Source organism: Allobosea sp. BE125, from assembly GCF_031456075.1.
Lineage (GTDB): Bacteria > Pseudomonadota > Alphaproteobacteria > Rhizobiales > Beijerinckiaceae > Allobosea.
The window spans coordinates 196195-211266 of the sequence record NZ_JAVDTY010000010.1; the positions used below are offsets into that span (position 1 = coordinate 196195).

General features: G+C 67.6%; 14 protein-coding genes. 7 read left to right on the forward strand and 7 right to left on the reverse strand.

Annotation, left to right across the window (positions count from 1 at the left end):
• Window positions 1-4: 4 nt before the first annotated feature.
• Window positions 5-436 (reverse strand): peptide-methionine (R)-S-oxide reductase MsrB, encoded by a 432-nt coding sequence (msrB, locus tag J2Y55_RS21720; protein ID WP_404979000.1) that lies wholly within the window; start codon window positions 434-436, stop codon window positions 5-7.
• Window positions 437-600: 164 nt separating this feature from the next.
• Window positions 601-1677: a tartrate dehydrogenase gene (locus J2Y55_RS21725; protein ID WP_310157904.1), complete on the reverse strand. Its 1077-nt coding sequence runs from the start codon at window positions 1675-1677 to the stop codon at window positions 601-603.
• 134 nt (window positions 1678-1811) lie between these two features.
• Here J2Y55_RS21725 and J2Y55_RS21730 point away from each other — a divergent pair, with 134 nt between their 5' ends.
• The 5 genes from J2Y55_RS21730 to J2Y55_RS21750 all read left to right on the forward strand — a co-directional run bounded on the left by J2Y55_RS21730 (window position 1812) and on the right by J2Y55_RS21750 (window position 6394).
• The gene (locus J2Y55_RS21730; RefSeq protein WP_310157908.1) at window positions 1812-2516 is read left to right on the forward strand and encodes a GntR family transcriptional regulator; all 705 of its coding nucleotides are present in this window, start codon (window positions 1812-1814) and stop codon (window positions 2514-2516) included.
• A gap of 70 nt (window positions 2517-2586) precedes the next feature.
• Window positions 2587-3555, forward strand: a complete 969-nt coding sequence (locus J2Y55_RS21735) for a tripartite tricarboxylate transporter substrate-binding protein (RefSeq protein WP_310157910.1) — start codon at window positions 2587-2589, stop codon at window positions 3553-3555.
• 77 nt (window positions 3556-3632) lie between these two features.
• Window positions 3633-4883 (forward strand): BtaA family protein, encoded by a 1251-nt coding sequence (locus J2Y55_RS21740; RefSeq protein ID WP_310157913.1) that lies wholly within the window; start codon window positions 3633-3635, stop codon window positions 4881-4883.
• 44 nt (window positions 4884-4927) lie between these two features.
• Complete coding sequence (locus J2Y55_RS21745) at window positions 4928-5548, forward strand: class I SAM-dependent methyltransferase (RefSeq protein WP_310158055.1); 621 nt, start codon at window positions 4928-4930, stop codon at window positions 5546-5548.
• Window positions 5549-5593: 45 nt separating this feature from the next.
• Window positions 5594-6394, forward strand: a complete 801-nt coding sequence (locus tag J2Y55_RS21750; RefSeq protein ID WP_310157918.1) for a potassium channel family protein — start codon at window positions 5594-5596, stop codon at window positions 6392-6394.
• 21 nt (window positions 6395-6415) lie between these two features.
• Here the strand turns inward: J2Y55_RS21750 and J2Y55_RS21755 are convergent, their stop codons facing one another.
• Entirely contained in the window at window positions 6416-6976 is a 561-nt protein-coding gene (locus tag J2Y55_RS21755; protein ID WP_404979001.1) for a thioesterase family protein, read from the reverse strand.
• A 248-nt stretch (window positions 6977-7224) separates the two neighbouring features.
• Between J2Y55_RS21755 and J2Y55_RS21760 the strand changes: the two genes are divergently transcribed.
• Window positions 7225-8664 (forward strand): FAD-binding oxidoreductase, encoded by a 1440-nt coding sequence (locus J2Y55_RS21760; protein WP_310157921.1) that lies wholly within the window; start codon window positions 7225-7227, stop codon window positions 8662-8664.
• Between the two features lie 122 nt (window positions 8665-8786).
• Window positions 8787-12392, forward strand: a complete 3606-nt coding sequence (locus tag J2Y55_RS21765; RefSeq protein WP_310157923.1) for an AsmA family protein — start codon at window positions 8787-8789, stop codon at window positions 12390-12392.
• Window positions 12393-12503: 111 nt separating this feature from the next.
• On the opposite strand, the gene J2Y55_RS21770 is transcribed toward J2Y55_RS21765, so the two are convergent.
• The 4 genes from J2Y55_RS21770 to J2Y55_RS21785 are packed head-to-tail and all read right to left on the reverse strand — an operon-like array spanning window position 12504 to window position 15011.
• Entirely contained in the window at window positions 12504-12728 is a 225-nt protein-coding gene (locus tag J2Y55_RS21770) for a ribbon-helix-helix domain-containing protein (protein ID WP_310157927.1), read from the reverse strand.
• A complete protein-coding gene (locus J2Y55_RS21775) occupies window positions 12725-12916 on the reverse strand; it encodes a DUF4169 family protein (RefSeq protein WP_310157928.1) in 192 nt (63 codons plus the stop codon). The genes J2Y55_RS21770 and J2Y55_RS21775 overlap by 4 nt, the downstream gene beginning before the upstream one ends.
• 14 nt (window positions 12917-12930) lie before the next feature.
• Window positions 12931-14325 (reverse strand): class II fumarate hydratase, encoded by a 1395-nt coding sequence (gene fumC / locus J2Y55_RS21780; RefSeq protein ID WP_310157930.1) that lies wholly within the window; start codon window positions 14323-14325, stop codon window positions 12931-12933.
• Between the two features lie 44 nt (window positions 14326-14369).
• Entirely contained in the window at window positions 14370-15011 is a 642-nt protein-coding gene (locus J2Y55_RS21785; protein WP_310157932.1) for an SspB family protein, read from the reverse strand.
• Window positions 15012-15072 lie beyond the last annotated feature (61 nt).

Below are 15072 nucleotides of genomic sequence, written 5' to 3' on the forward strand. Positions count from 1 at the left end.
CGTCTCAGCCTTCCGCCGGCACGAAATCCATCGCGACGCCGTTCATGCAGTAGCGCAAGCCTGTCGGGGGCGGGCCGTCGGGGAAGACATGGCCGAGATGGCCGCCGCAGCGGGCGCAATGCACCTCGGTGCGCGACATCATGAAGCTGCCGTCCTGGCTCGTGCCGACCGCGCCTTCAAGCGGCTGGTCGAAGCTCGGCCAGCCCGTGCCGCTCTCGAATTTGGTGCCGGCCTTGAACAGCGGATTGCCGCAACCGGCGCAGACGAAGGTCCCGGCGCGCTTCTCGTAGTTCAGGGCGCAGGAGCCGGCGCGCTCTGTGCCATGGCCGCGCAGCACGCGGTACTGTTCGGGGCTGAGCTTAGCCCGCCATTCAGCGTCGGTCAGCGTGACCTCGAAGGTCTCGGCTTGCGTCGTCTCGCTGCCGAACATGCTCATCAGGCCCATATCCGTCTTCCTTTCGTCGCGAGGCTCGATCCATCGCCCCTACTCGTTCGACGAGCAATATGGCGATTATGGCGCGGAATTCAGCCCGGCGCGATCTCAAACATGGTCACGATGTCGTCGTTCCCCGCCGTCGGTTCCTGGCTGCGGCCTTGGCGTCAGGCGTTGTCGCCGGCAATCGCGGCGATGACCGCGTCGGTGACCTGCCGCGTCGTCGCTTTGCCCCCGAGATCTGGCGTGTGGAAGCTCGCATCGGCCGTGACGCGTTCGATCGCGCGCATCAGCCTCGCCGAGGCGGCCGGCTCGCCGAGATGGTCGAGCATCATCGTCGCGGTCCAGAAGGTGCCGATCGGATTGGCGATCCCCTGGCCGGCAATATCGAAGGCCGAACCATGGATCGGCTCGAACATCGAGGGGAAGGCCCGCTCGGGGTTGAGGTTGGCGGTCGGTGCGATGCCGAGAGAGCCGGCGAGCGCGGCGGCCAGATCCGACAGGATATCGGCGTGCAGGTTGGTCGCGACGATGGTGTCGATGCTCTGCGGCTTGATCACCATGCGCATGGTCATGGCGTCGACCAGCATCTTGTCCCAGGTTACATCGGGAAACTCGGCCGCGACCTCGGCGGCGATCTCGTCCCACATCACCATGGCGTGGCGCTGGGCGTTCGATTTGGTGACGACGGTCAGCAGCTTGCGCGGCCGCGACCGGGCGAGGCGAAAGGCATAGCGGATGATGCGGGCGACGCCCGAGCGCGTCATCATCGAGACATCGGTCGCGACCTCCTCCGGGAAGCCCTTGTGCACGCGCCCGCCGACGCCGGCATATTCGCCCTCCGAATTTTCGCGCACGATCACCCAGTCGAGCTCCGGGCCGGATACCGAGCGCAGCGGCGAGGTGATGCCGGGCAGCACGCGGGTCGGCCGGACATTGGCGTATTGGTCGAAGGGTTGGCAGATCGCGAGCCTCAGCCCCCAGAGCGTGACATGGTCAGGCACGTCGGGCGCGCCGACCGCGCCGAAGAAGATCGCGTCATGGCCCTTGATCTGCTCGCGGCCATCCTCGGGCATCATCAGCCCGGTGCGCTTGTAGTAATCCGAGCCCCAGTCGAAATGGTCGAAGGCGAAATCGAAGGAGCCGTCGCGTCCGGCGAGCGCCTGCAGTACCTCGATGCCGGCTGCGATGACCTCGACGCCGATGCCGTCTCCGGGGATCGCCGCGATCCTGTAGGTCTTCATGATGCCGCCTCCGATCCGATGTGAGCCGCATGTCATTGCCGCTCAAGCAGTGTTTGCGGCTCAACCGGTCTTGGAGTCAACATTGCATTGCAGCTTCCATGGAAGATGTTACGCTACCGAGAGCGGAGGGCGGAATGCAGGCTGGCTTGAAGACGATCGATCAGGCGAATGACCGGGCGCCGAGCCTCGTCGACAGCGCTTATGCCGCGCTGAAACACGCCATTCGCGAGAGCGTTTTTGCGCCGGGCTACCAGGCTTCGGCCGGCGAGCTGGCCTTGCGCCTCGGCGTCAGCCGCACGCCGGTGCATGAGGCGGCGCTCAGACTCCAGGAGGAAGGGCTCGTCCGCATCGTCCCGAAGCGCGGCATCCTGATCTGCGCGCTGGCGCCCGACGATATCCGCGAGATCTACGAGGTGCTGATCGCGATCGAGGCGAGCGCGGCCGAGCTCGCGGCTGGGCTTCCGGAGGCCGAGCGGCTGCTGATGGCGCAGGATCTGGCGCGCGAGACCGACGCCATGGCGCGCGCACTGGACGCAGGCGATCTCGCCGATTGGGGGCGAGCCGATGAGGCCTTCCACCGCATCCTGGTCGAGCGCTGCGGCAACAGCCGGTTCGTCCGCATCATCCAGACCGTGAACGACCAGTCGCATCGTGCCCGCATGCTGACTTTGCGCTTGCGTCCGCGCCTGCCGATTTCGACTGAGGAGCATCGCACCACCATCGACGCTATTCGCGACGGCGCGTCTGAGGCCGCCCGCGAGGCGGCCCGCCAACACCGAGTCAGGGCGCGCGACGAATTGCTGCCGCTGATCGAAAGCATCGGCCTGCGCCATCTCTAGCAGGTTGCTCGGCCATCGCATCAGACCTGAAGACCGCGACCAACGCGGCTATCAACCTGGGAGGACATCCATGCGACGCCTGCTCCTGGCCGCCTTGGCCGCATTCTCGCTTGCCGCTGCGCCCGCGCTTAGCCAAGCCTATCCCTCGCGTCCGATCGCCATGATCGTGCCCTTCGCGGCAGGTGGCCCGACCGACATCATCGCCCGTATCGTCGGCGAGCATATGGGCCGCACGCTGGGGCAATCGGTCATCGTCGAGAATGTCGCGGGCGCCGGCGGCACGACCGGCTCGCTGCGCGTCGCGAGAGCCTCGCCCGATGGCTACACCATCATGATGGGCAATCTCGGCACGCATTCGGCCTCGGTCGGGCTCTATCCCAATCTCGCCTATGATCCGCGCACCGATTTCGCTCCGGTGATCAACACGGCCGGCACGCCGATGTTGGTCGCGGCGCATAAGGATTTTCCGGCCAATACGCTGCAGGAGTTCGTCGCGCTGCTGAAGGCCAATCCGGACAAGTACAATTACGGCCATGGCGGTATTGGCTCGACCTCGCATCTGACCTGCGTCTATTTCCATCATCTGATCAAGGCGCCGGTGCAGCAGGTGCCGTTCCGCGGTTCCGGCCCGGCGATGAACGCGCTGATCGCAAAACAGCTCGACTATGTCTGCGACCAGACCGTCGGGATCGTGCCGCAGCTCACCAATCTCAAGGCCTATGTGGTGGCGACGCCGAAGCGGCTGGAAGTCGCCAAGGACGTACCGACGAGCGCGGAGGCCGGTCTGCCCGAATTCCAGGCCGTCGGCTGGAACGCGATCTTCGCGCCGAAGGAAACGCCGCGCGAGATCGTCGACAAGCTCAACGCCGCCGGCCGCGCGGCGCTGGCGGACGCAGGCGTGCGCGCCCGGCTGCTCGAGCTCGGCTGCGAGATTCCCGACGAGGCGGGGCAGAGCGCGGCTGCGCTCGGCGCCCATGTCCGCGCCGAGGTCGACAAATGGACGCCTGTGATCAAGGCGGCCGGCGTCACCGCTCAGTAGGTACTCGTCACCCAACCGTCACGCGACTCCTCTAGTCGGCTCGCCATCACCATGGGCCGACCAAGGGGCTTCAGACGATGCAGACGGCGCGCGCGGTTCGGCGGGAGACGGCATCGGGGCTGACCTCGGCGGTCCATCGCAACAAGCCGCTTTCAAAGGCGGGCGTGCTCGAGCGCATGTTCACGCTCGCCTTTTCCGGCCTGGTCTATCCGCAGATCTGGGAAGACCCGGTCGTCGACATGGCGGCACTGCAGCTCAAGCCCAGCGACCATGTCGTCGCCATCGCCTCGGGCTCCTGCAACATCCTGTCCTATCTCGCCGACGACCCCGGCCGGATCAGCGCGATCGATCTCAACGGCGCCCATATCGCGCTCGGCAAGCTCAAGCTCGCGGCCTTCGCGCGGATGCAGGGCCATGACGAGGTGCTGCGCTTCTTCGGGCAGGCGCAGTCGCGCAGCAATGTCGCGTTCTACGACAGCGAGATCGCGCCGCATCTTGATCCGGTCTCGCGCGCCTATTGGGAGGGGCGCGGCCTGAACGGACGGCGCCGGATCAATCTCTTCGCGCGCAATTTCTATCGCTACGGCCTGCTCGGCCGCTTCATCGGGGCGGGCCATCTGCTGGGCCGCACGCTCGGCTGCGATCCGCGCGTGATGCTCAAGGCGCGCAGCATGGACGAGCAGCGCGTGCTGTTCGACAGGCATCTCGCGCCGGTCTTCGACAAGCGGCTGGTACGCTGGCTGGTGCGCCAGCCGGCCTCGCTCTACGGGCTCGGCATCCCGCCTGCGCAATACAAGGCGCTTGCGGCCGATGGCGATGACGGCATTCGCAGCGTGCTGCGCCACCGGCTGGAGCGGCTCGCCTGCAGCTTCGATCTCAAGACCAACTACTTCGCCCGCCAGGCCTTCGGGCGCGGCTATGAGCCCGGGCCGGATGCGGCCCTGCCGCCTTATCTGCAGCGCGGGAATTTCGCCGCCGTGAAGGCGCGGGCGGACCGCGTCGCCTATCACCAGAGCGCGATCACCGCCTTCCTGGAGCGCCAGCCGGCCGAGAGCTGTGACGCCTATGTGCTGCTCGACGCCCAGGACTGGATGAACGACGCCGATCTCACCGCGCTCTGGTCCCAGATCACGCGTACGGCGAAGCCTGGCGCACGGGTGATCTTCCGCACGGCCGCCGATGAACGCCTGCTGCCGGGCCGCGTGCCGGAGGCTATCCTCGGGCACTGGCACTATCAGGAGGCGCGCAGCCGTGAGCTCGGCGCGCAGGACCGCTCCTCGATCTATGGCGCGTTCCACCTCTATGTTCTGCCGGAGCGCGCCGCGTGAGCCTCGACCTGCCGCGCGGCGAGGCGGCCGGGCTGATGGACGCGATGTATCGGCATCAGCGCCATATCTACGATGCCAGCCGGAAATTCTATCTGCTCGGCCGCGACGAGCTCATCGCCGGGCTGGCGCCGCCCGCAGGCGGCAGCATCCTGGAAGTCGGCTGCGGCACCGGGCGCAACCTGATCAAGATCGCGCAGGCCTATCCCGGTCGGCCCTGTTACGGGCTCGATGTCTCCTCCGAGATGCTGGCGACGGCGCGGCAGGCCGTGGCGCGGGCAGGGCTCTCCGAGCGCATCCATCTGGCGCAGGCGGATGCGACGGCGTTCGACGCGCAGGCCTTGTTCGGGCAGGCGGGTTTTGACCGGATCGTGATCTCCTATGCGCTCTCGATGATCCCGCCCTGGAGGGAGGTCATCGAAGCGGCGCTGCAGCGGCTTTCATCGGGCGGGGCGCTGCATATCGTCGATTTCGGTGACCAGTCTGGGCTTCCAGCGCCGTTCAGGGCGCTGCTCAATCGCTGGCTGGCGCTGTTTCATGTCACGCCGCGCCGCGACATGCCGGCCGTCATCGCCGCCCTGGCGGAGGCAGAGGGATTTCAGGGGCGGACCATTCCGCTCTTTCGCGGTTATGCGATCAAGGCCGTGGTCGAACGCGCCGCTCATTGAGCTGCATGCTGTGGTCCACCTGCCGGCGTGGTATATGGCGTGGCAATGGATCAGAAGCTCTCCGAGATGCACAGTCAGGGCGGGCTCGATCGCCTGTGCGGCCGTCTGCGCCAACTCTATCACGGGCGCTCTCCGGTGGCGGTGCGCTTCCAGTTCGCGATCATCGTCGTCGATCTGCTGATCGTCGCCTTCTTCATCGCGACGCCCCTGATCCGCGACAGACCGGTTTTTCTCTGGATCGACTATGCGATCGCCGCCATCGTCGCGGTCGAGATCACGGCGCGGCTGCTGGCCGCGTCCAGTGCTCTGCGGCTTCTGCGCCAGCCCAGCATGGTGCTCGATCTGTTCATCCTGGCGACGCTGCTGGCGCCGCAATGGCTCGAAAATTTCGGCTTCCTGCGAATCTTGAGGCTGTGGTCTTTCTCCCAGCGCGGGCTGGTCTGGGAGCAGTTGCGCGCCACACGCTACCGCAGCTGGGAGGATGTCGCTCGGGCGCTGATCAACCTGACGACCTTCCTCTTCGTGGTGACGGGCTTCGTCTACACCTTCTTCTTTCGTAGCGCGGCGGGGCTCGCGGGCTATGTTGAGGCGCTGTATTTCACTGTCGCGACCGTTACCACCACGGGTTTCGGCGATGTCATCCTGCCGGGCATGGCCGGGAAGCTGACCTCGATCTGCGTCATGATCGTCGGCATCTCGCTGTTCGTGCGCCTGGCGCAAGCCGTGGTCCGGCCGGACAAGGTCACGTTTTCCTGCCCGGAATGCGCATTGCAGCGCCATGATCCCGATGCCGTGCATTGCAAGGCTTGCGGCCACAAGCTCAAGATTCCAGACCGCGACGACTGATGCCGCGCGCCGGGCGCGGGCTCAATGCCGGGTTTCGGTCTCGCGTTCGCCGGTCATGCCCTCGACAGTGATCGCGGTGCGCTTGGGCATGCCGATGATCCGGCCGATTGTGGCGGGCAGCGGCATCATGCTGTGGGAGGCCTTCATCAGCGCGAGATTTGCCAGGATGTCGGGCGGGAAGGGCGTGACCTTGCGGCTCGCCATGTCGACATGGAGCGAGAGGTTCTCGCTGGTGGCGGCGAGCCAGCCTTCATGGGCGTGGCGCATTTCGAGATAGTAGTGCAGCCGCTTGTCGTCGAAGGCGATGAGTTGCGCCGTGACGCGGACCTGGTCGCCCTCAGTCAGTTCGCGCTTGTAGAGGACATGGCATTCGGCCGTGAAGCAGGAGGCGTGGCGCGTCTCGAGATAGTTCTGGTTCAGCCCGACGAGCGAGAACACCTCGTCGACAGCCCTGTCGAACAGCACATGATAATAGGCCATGTTGAGATGGCCGTTATAGTCGATCCATTGCGGCTCGACCCGCATGGCCGACGAGACGAAGGGTGCGAAGAACAGCGCGGGAGCGCGGATATCGTCTTTCACGGTCGCCTCCCTACTCAACGCCACACCGACGGGGCAGCCCGTCTGCGACACGTAGATGATGATCACTCCGCAACCGCGTCATTGCGGCTGCCCATTCCGTGTCGGCATGGTCTACTATGCACCAATCCTGTTTGCCGTCAGCCCGGCGGTGGGGCAAGAGAGCATTCTTCGCCATGCTGGTGTCGAGATCGTGACCATCTGCGAAACCGAATAGTTCCAAGTCTAAGCGCTAGAACCGGATGTTGACAATGAGCTTGCCCGCCGCTGCCCTTCATGACGCCCCCGCTTCAGCCGCAACGCTGCCGCCTTCGCCCGAGGCCATCGCGGCCGTGACGCGCGCTCTGGCGGCCTCTTTCGGCAACCGGCTCGTCACCAGCCTGGCCGTGCGCCAGCAGCATGGTCATACGTTGACCTGGATCCCGAACCAGCCGCCCGATGCCGTCATGTTCCCGCAGAGCACGGACGAGGTGGCCGAGATCGTCAAGCTCTGCGGCGCCCATGGCGTGCCCGTCATCGCGTTTGGCACCGGCACCTCGCTGGAAGGCCATGTCAACGCGCCCTTTGGCGGCGTCTGCATCGATATGAGCCAGATGAAGCGGATCATCGCCGTCCATGGCGAGGATCTCGACTGCGTGGTCGAGGCCGGCGTGACCCGCAAGGAATTGAACGAGAACCTGCGTGATCAGGGCCTGTTCTTCCCGATCGACCCCGGCGCCGACGCCTCGATCGGCGGCATGGCGGCGACGCGCGCCTCGGGCACCAATGCCGTGCGCTACGGCACGATGAAGGACAATGTCCTGGCGCTGACCGCTGTGATGGCCGACGGCTCGATCGTGAAGACCTCGACGCGGGCGCGGAAAACCTCGGCCGGCTACGACCTCACCCGCCTGCTCGTCGGTTCCGAAGGCACGCTCGGCATCATCACCGAGGTCACGCTGAAGCTGCACGGCATTCCCGAGGCGATCTCGGCCGGCGTCTGCCCGTTTCCCTCGGTCAAGGCGGCTTGCGACGCGACCATCGTCACGATCCAGTCCGGCCTGCCGGTGGCGCGCATCGAATTGCTCGACGATGTGATGATCCGCGGCGTCAACCTGCACTCCAAGCTCGGCCTGCCCGAAACCACCATGCTCTTCGTCGAGTTCCACGGTTCGGAAGCCGGCGTGAAGGAGCAGGCTGAGCGTTTCGGCGAGATCGCGGCCGAATATGGCGGCGGCCCGTTCGACTGGGCGACCAAGGCCGAGGACCGCTCGAAACTCTGGCAGGCGCGGCACGATGCCTATTGGGCTGCCAAGGCGTTGCGGCCGGGCTTCGATTCCGTTGCCACCGATGTCTGCGTGCCGATCTCGCGACTGGCTGAATGCGTCGAGGAGACGAAGCGCGACATCGACGCCATGGGCCTGATCGCGCCGATCGCCGGCCATGTCGGCGACGGCAATTTCCACACTCAGCCGATCGTCGATCTGAACGATCCCGACGAGGTCGCTCGTAGCCAAGGCTTCATCGACCGCCTGGTCAAGCGCGCGCTCGCCATGGGCGGCACCTGCACCGGCGAGCATGGCGTCGGCCAGAAGAAGATCAAATATCTCGAGGCCGAGCATGGCGCGCCGGCGCTTGCGGTGATGCGGACGCTGAAGCGCTCGCTCGACCCGCAGAACATCCTCAACCCGGGCAAGATCATCGCGCTGTGAGACGCCGTGGCCGTGCAGGCCTGCTGCCCGGGAACGAAATGTCGTGATCTTGCCGCGACGTGGCGGCATGATCGCAAGGCCTGACATGCCTGGACCCGAAACGACGAGGACACAGCCCGCCGTTGCGTGAGACTCTGACAGTCCTGGCCGGCCTGCTCGTGCTGGCGCTGCTTGCCGCCTTGATCGGACCGGGCTTCGTCGACTGGCGAGGCTACCGGCCGCAGATCGAGGCGCGGCTCAGCTCTGTGCTCGGCGTCGAGACGCGCGTCGCCGGCGGCATCGGCTTGCGCCTGTTGCCGTCGCCGCGCCTGAGCTTGAGCGATGTCCGGGTCGGCGGCGCGGCGGAGGCGGCGAGCTCGGTCGCCGTCGAGCAGTTGACCGTCGAGCTGGCGCTGTCGGCCCTGGCGCGCGGCGAATTCCGCTTCGCCGACGCGCAGGCCGAAGGCGCGACGCTCTCCATCGTCGTCGACGAGGCGGGAGCTATCCGTCTCCCGGCAAGCGTTGGCGGTGGCCTGCCGGCGCATACCAGCCTCGACAGGCTCAGCATCCGGCGCTCGGCGTTGATCTGGCGCGATGCCGGCAAGGCGCCGGTGACGCTGATGCCCGTCGCGGCCGAAGTCTCCGCCGTCAGTCTCGGCGGGCCCTGGCGGATCGAGGGCGAAGTCGCGGGTTCGTCGCTGCGCATCACCACTGGCGCGATCGAGCCCGATGGCCGGTTGCGCGCCAAGGCCTCGATCACGGGCGACGCCATCCAGATCGGCTTCGACGGCAATTTCCTGCTGCCGGCCGTTCAGGACGGCGTCAACGCCGGGCTGGAGGGAGCCTTTACGCTGTCGCCTGGCGGCGCGCTCAGCCTGGCCGGACGCGTCAGCGGCGGCAGCAAGCAGCTCGACCTCGCCGGCCTGGTGCTCGACATTGGCGGCGGCGCGGCGCGGCTCGAAGGCGAGGGCCAGTTTCTGCCAGCGGGCGGGACAGGTTCGCTGGCGCTCCGGGCACGCCGGCTCGATCTCGATGCGCTGACGAAGGCGCTCTCCGAACGCGCCGGCTTCGAGCACTCGCTCCACGCGCTGCCCGGCCCGTTCGACATCAGCCTCGACCTCGACCAGCTGATCTGGCGCGGCGAGGATTTCTCGGCTTTCGGGCTGCGTGGGCGGCTCGACGAAGGTGGCTTGAGCAGCGCTGCTGCCTCCGTCCGGGTCGCGGGTGCGCTGGTCGGGGCGACCGGGGCGGCGGATGCGAAGGGTATCGCCGGCCGCCTCAACCTCAAGGCCGAGGATTCCCGCCGTGTTGCGCTCGTGCTCGCACGGGCCGGGCTCGACCCGGCCTTGGCCGACCTGGTCGCGGGGCTGGGCCAGATCGACGCGGAGGCGGTGGGCGCCTGGGATGGCGGGCGGGCCGCCTTCGAGAGGCTATTGGTGACGGGCTCGTCGGGCCTCAGGCTGGAGGGCTCCGGCGATATCGTGGCCGAGCGCCTGGCGGCGAAGCTCGCGCTCAATGGTCTCGACCTCAACATGCTGCCTCCGGCCGAGAGTTTGGCGGGGCTCGTCGGCGGGCGCGATCTCGCGCTCGATCTCGCCTTGACCAATGCCCGCTTCCGCAATGCGCCTGCAGGCTCGGCCAGCCTCGATCTTCGCCGCGAGGGCGCGGTCTGGCGGCTCAGCCGGCTCGCGATCGAGGGCTTCGGCGGCGTCGCGGTCACGGGCTCGGGCGCGTTGCTGGCCGAGGGCGGCGAGATCTCCGGCCGCATCCGCGCTCCGCGCTTCGAGACATTGGCCGCGCTGGCTGGTCCGTTGCTGCCGGAACTGACCCGACAGGCGCTGGCGCGCGCAGGCGACGCGCTCTCCCGGCTGGATGCGAGCTTTCGCCTGACACGCTCAGTCGGAGGCGAGACCGGGGTTGCGGCTGAAGGCACGGCGCAGGCCGGCACGCTTGCGCTCAATGGCCGGCTAGACCCTTCCGGTGCATGGCGCAATGCCGGTTTGCGCTTCGACATGAGCGATCGGCGCCAGGTCTTTGCGGCGCTGGGTTTGCCCGCACCGCAGCTCGGCGGTTCCGGCCGTTTCACCCTGGAGCAGCTGCCCGGCCGCTTGATGGGTTCGCTCGCGGGGCCCGGCCTTTCGCTGGCGCTGGAAGGCGAGGGGAACAATTCCGCGCGGTTGAGCCTGCAGGCCGATCGTCCCGGCCAGATCCTGCCCGAAGGGCCGGCGCGATTGATGCCGGACGGGCTGTTCGATGCGAGCGGCCGCGTCGGCTTCAACCCCGATGGCGTCATGCTCGACGATCTCGTCGCCAATCTCGGCGGCGTCAGCGCGAAGGGGGCTGTCGTCCTGGCGCGCGATGGCGGGTTGTCGGGCCGGCTGTCGCTGCCGGGCCTGGACCTGCGTGCGCTGCTCGGCGGCGCGCTCGGTGCAAGCCCGGCTGCGCCTGGCTCGACCTGGTCGACCGCCCGTTTTGGACCTGTCGTCGGGCTTGGCGATCTCAAGCTCGCGATCGAGGCCGCCTCGCTCATCGCAAGCGACGACGTCACGCTGCGCGACGCCCGCTTCACGCTCCAGGCCGACCGTGACGGGGCGAGCATCGAGGATCTGACGGGAGCCTATGGCGGCGGCACCCTATCGGGCCGCGTCGCGTTGCGCCGCGAGGGCGGGCTGGCGCAGCTTTCGGGACGTGTCGGAGTGACGCAGCTTAATCTCGCGGCGCTGACAAATGGCGCGCTCGGCGGCAAGCTGTCCGGCCAGGTCGAGGCCGGCGGCTCCGGCGAAAGCCCGGCGCGGTTGATCGCCGGGCTCGGAGGAGCCGGCTCCGTGACGTTGACCGGCGCCAGCCTGTCGCGCTTCGACCCGGCAGCCTATTCGCGCGTCATTGCCGGAACGGGCGAGGACGCCTCCGAGAGCGAGACGGCGCGGCTGCAGGGCCGTCTCGGCGAGGCGCTCGACGGTGGCGCCTGGGCGCTCGGGGACGTGACCTTGCCTTTCACGCTGGCCGGTGGGCTCGCTCGGCTGCAGCCCTTCAACTTCGAGCGCAGCGGCTTGCGCGCGGAGACGACCGGCCTCATCGACCTGCGCGCCCTGACTGCCGATCTGCGCTTGGGCCTGCGGCCGCTTGGAGGCTTGCCGAAGGGCTGGCCGACCGACGCGCCGCAGATCGGCGTTGCCTGGCGCGGGCCGCTCTCGGCGCCACAGCGCGAGACCGATGTCGGGGCGCTGTCCAATGCGGTCGCCGCCCGTGCCCTGGCGCGCGAGATCGAGCGCGTCGAGGCCTTCGAGGCCGATGCGCGCGAGAGGGCGGCGAACTCGCGGCGGCTCCGGGCGGAGCGCGAGATGCGCGAGAATGAGCGCAAGCTCGCCGAGTTCATCAAAGCCGAGGAAGAGCGCAGGCTCGCCGAGGAGAAGCGGGCGGAGGAGGCAAAGCGCTTGGAGGAGCTGCGTCGCATCGCCGAAGAGAAGAAGGCCGAGGACAGCAAGCGCGCCGAACAGGCCCGGCAGGAGCAGGAGGCGCGCGGCCGGTCCGAGGCGGAGGAGCGCGCCCGAGCGGCGGCGGCTCGCGGGGCGGCTCAACCGCAACCGCAACAGCCCGGCCCGCTGGTGCTGCCAGGTGCGCCGCGCGCCAATTTTCCGGAGCCCGATCTTCAGCCGGCGAGGCCGGGCGGCGCAGTGCCGCCCCTGCCGCCTCCGATGGCGATTGAATCCGTGCCGCGGCCGCTTTCGCGCAGCGTCCAGCCAAACTGATTCAAGTTCTTCGCAGCAAGTTCTTGGCAGAATGATTCAAGTCGTTGGCGGCTTGATTCAATATGGCGCTGCAAGTTGCGGGGATTACGCCACTTTTGCTTGTCACGGCGCTCACGCCCCGGAGGCGAGCCGGCGGTAATGTGCGAGCACATGCAGGCGCAGCGCCGAAGAGAGGTTGTTGCCCGCACGCCGGGAATCGATCTCGCCGATAAGGGCTGCCATCGTGCGCCCCTCGGCTGCCGCGATCTCCTTCAGGGCGGTCCAGAACGGATCCTCGAGCGAGACGCTCGTACGGTGGCCGGCGATGGAGAGCGAGTGCTTGCGCTCGCGGCTCATTGCTTTGGGGCGTCGCCGTCGAGCCGGTGGCCGTCGAGTTCCCGGGCGGCCTTGTCGCGCTCGGCCTCGCTCAGGCTGCGTTCGGCCTTGCTACGGCCGAAGGCGATGCGGTTCTGCTGCGCCTGGTCCTCGGCGTCCTGCCGGGCGCGCTGCTTGCGGGCGCGGCGGAGATTGATGATCTCGGCCATGGCGCGCTCCGTGCTCAGGCGGGCCCGAGCATCAGCTCGGGCTTGACCGTGGCGTCGAACAATTCGCCCGACACGCCGGCGCGCAGGGCCTCCTCGCGCAGGGTCGTGCCGTTGTGATGGGCGGCCTTGGCGATGCCGGCGGCCTGGTCGTAGCCGATGGCCGGCGCCAGCGCCGTGACCAGCATCAGCGAGCGCGAAAGCAGCTCCGTCAGGCGGTCCTCATTGGCGACGATGCCTTCAACGCAATGGGCCTGGAAGCTTGCGGCCGCGTCCGCCAGCAGCCGGACCGATTGCAGGAAGGCGCTGGCGATCACCGGCTTGAATACGTTGAGCTCGAAATGGCCCTGGCTCGCAGCAAAGCCGATCGTCGCCTGATTGCCATGGACTTGCGTCGCCACCATGGTCAGCGCCTCGGCTTGGGTCGGGTTGACCTTGCCGGGCATGATCGAGGAGCCGGGCTCGTTCTCCGGCAGGCTGATCTCGCCAAGCCCCGAGCGCGGACCGGAGCCCATCAGGCGGATGTCGTTGCCGATCTTGAACAGGTCCGACGCGAGCGCCGCGAGCGCGCCATGCGCCGCGGTCAGCGCGCCATGGCTCGCCAAGGCTTCGAACTTGTTGTCGGCCGTGCGGAAGGGCAGGCCGGTCAAGGCGGTGACTTCCTTGGCGAAGAGCACGGCGAAATCGTGATGGGTGTTGAGGCCAGTGCCGACCGCCGTGCCACCCTGCGCCAACGCGTAGAGGCCACCGAGCGAGGCCTCGATGCGGCCGATGCCGAGATGGATCTGCGCGGCGTAGCCTGAGAATTCCTGGCCGAGCGTGACCGGCGTCGCATCCTGGAGATGGGTGCGGCCGATCTTGATCAGGTCCTTGAAGGCTTCGGCCTTGGCCTGCAGCGCCTTTTCGAGGTTGCGCAGCGCCGGCAGCAGCAGCCGCGAGAGTTCGAGCGCGGCAGCGATATGCATCGCCGTGGGGAAGCAGTCGTTGGAGGATTGGCCGCGATTGACGTGGTCATTGGGGTGGACCGGGCTCTTGGCGCCGAGGCCGACGCCGAGAAGCTCGTTGGCGCGGTTTGCCAGCACCTCGTTGACGTTCATATTGGTCTGCGTGCCCGAGCCCGTCTGCCAGACGACCAGCGGGAAATGCCCGTCGAACTTGCCACTGAGCGCCTCGTCGGCCGCCTGGCCGATCGCGCCCGCGACACGCTGCTCGACCAGGCCGAGGCGCGCATTGACATGGGCGGCGGCCTTCTTGACCAGCACGAGCGCGTGGATGAGCGGCAGGGGCATGCGCTCGCGCTCGCCGCCGATGCGGAAATTCTCGAGCGAGCGCTGTGTCTGAGCACCCCAGTAACGATCGGCAGGCACGGCGATCGGCCCGAAGGAATCGGTTTCGGTGCGGGTCTCGGACATGGGGCCGCCGTCAGGTTCTCGGGTGGGTCAGGGCTTCTTGTGCGTCAGGTCTTCTTGCGGAAGGCATCGAGGCTGACGACCTGCGCGCTGCCGGCCTCTTCACCCTCGTCCGTCTCGGCCTTCTTGGCGCTCGCCTTGCCGGAGGTCTTGGCTGCCGGTTCGGCATCCCGCTCCGCGGGCTTGAGCTTGAGGGCGGGGACGCCGGCGGGCGTCACCTTGGCGGGCAGGGCGATGGGGGCGGGCGGGGAGACGCTCGGCTCGGAGCCGGCGCCGCGCGGCGCCTTGCCCGGACCTGGCGCATCGTCCTCGACAGCTGCGCCTTCGACGGCGTCCTGCGCCTCGAATTTCAGGCCAAACTGCACGGACGGGTCGAAGAATGTCGTGATCGCGTCGAAGGGGACCAGCAGACGCTCGGGCACGCCGGAGAAGGACAACCCGACCTCGAAGGAATGTTCGCTGACGTTCAGATCCCAGAACTGGTGCTGGAGGACGATCGTCATTTCCTCAGGATGCTTGTCGCGCAGGCGCTGCGACAGCCGCACGCCGGGCGCGGTGGAACGGAAGGTGACGTAAAAATGATGGTCGCCGGGCAGGCCGTCGCGGCCGGCCTCGGTCAGAATCTTGCGCACGACGCCCTTGAGTGCCTCCTGCACCATGAGATCGTAGCGAAGAATATCCTTTGCCATCGTGTCGAGAATCCGTTTCCGCTTCGCGCTTCCGGCGGGAACAGCCGGCAGGCCTGCATAA